Raw genomic sequence first — 1,499 nt, forward strand, 5'->3', positions numbered from 1 at the left:
TGTCGGCGAGGCCGAGGGTCCTGCGGGCCCAGGGCGGCAGCGCCGCGACCGCGCCCTCGCGGAGCATCGCGTAGGCGGGCTTGTCGGTCCACCCCACGGGCGGCTCGTTCAGCAGGAAGTGCCGGGCGTCGAGCGCGGCCGGGGAGGCCTCGAGCTCGGGCCGGTACTCTTCGAGGGCCGCGTCGAGCTCGGCGACGGTCATCGGGACGCCCTTGGCTCCCAGCATGATCCCGGTGCGCGACGCCTGTCGCACGTACTCGTCCCGTCGCTCCGCCGACATCGCGGTGCGCCCGTACAGGCGGTGGCACTCGAGGAAGCTCCAGATCTCGGCGACGTGGACCCACCGCAACAGGTGCGGGTCGCGGGCGTCGTAGGGTCGGCCGCGATAGTCGGTCCCCACCACCGCCCGGTGCACCCCGTTGATCGTCCGGATGAGCTGCGTGGCGTCCGGGACCGTCCCGAAGGTGGTCGTGGCGATGAACTGCGAGGTGCGTTGGAGTCTGCCCCAGGGGTCGCCGCGGTAGTCGCTGTGGTCGGCCACCCCGGCCATGGCCAGCGGGTGCAGCGACTGGAGTAACAGAGCGGTCAGCCCGGCGGCGAACATCGAGGCGTCGCCGTGCACCGCGCAGATCGCATCCCCGGGGGAGTTCCACCGTTCGCCCTCGGAGTGCCAGATCCGTTGCCGTCGTTCGGCGGCGTCGTCACCGGCGATCCGCGAGCGCACCACCAGTCCGGCCCGCCGACGGGCACCGGTCAGGGCTCGGGACGCGGTCGTCGTCATCACCGGCATGTCGGACACCACCTCGGGGGTCGCTCGTGACCGTCACCCTACCCCCGGCCCACGACCGTCGTGTCGCCCCGCAGCGCTCACCCGGCGCGCGCCGAACGGCGGAGCACCGCCGTGAGAGCCACCACGACCACGAGTGCGCTGGCGCCCATCACGGCGAGCATGGGCAGGGCGGAGTGCGGGCCGGAGAACCCTGTGAGCGGCGCGACGAGCGCCGCCAGGCTGAACTGCGCCGCGCCGAGCAGCGCGGATCCGGACCCCGAGTGCCCCCGGGTCGCCTGCATGGACAGGGCTGCCGCGTTGGGCAGGATCGCCCCGATCGACAGGGTCAGCAGGATGAAGCCCACGGTGACCGGTCCCAGCCCCAGGGTGCCGGCGGGGGACAGGGCGACGACGACGACGAGCACCGCGATCGCCGTGAGCATGCCGACCACCCCGGTGGCGAGGATCCTCTCCGGTGCGAACCTGCCGACCAGGCGTGCCCCGGCCAGGTTCGAGGCGAGGATGCCGAGGGCGTTGACGGTGAACGCCACCGAGTACGCGGTGGGGGAGAGTCCGACCATGTCCTGGTAGATGAACGGGCTCGCGGAGATGTACGCGAAGAGCACACCGAACGTGAACACGAACACCGACACCCGGGCCACGAACGGCCCGGAGGTGGCCACGAAACGCATGTCGCCCAGGGTGGACATGACGCCGCCGGTACGGCGGA

Annotated in this window: 2 protein-coding genes; both read right to left on the reverse strand. The window is 72.3% G+C overall.

Annotation, left to right across the window (positions count from 1 at the left end):
- The coding region (locus G6017_RS13905) for an oxygenase MpaB family protein (protein ID WP_182617896.1) at positions 1-790 on the reverse strand (790 nt) is incomplete at its 3' end.
- Positions 791-867: 77 nt separating this feature from the next.
- A partial coding sequence (locus G6017_RS13910) for an MFS transporter (RefSeq protein WP_524536302.1) occupies positions 868-1,499 on the reverse strand: 632 nt, incomplete at its 5' end.

The organism is Dietzia sp. B44, assembly GCF_014145245.1.
In the GTDB taxonomy this organism is placed as follows: domain Bacteria; phylum Actinomycetota; class Actinomycetes; order Mycobacteriales; family Mycobacteriaceae; genus Dietzia; species Dietzia natronolimnaea.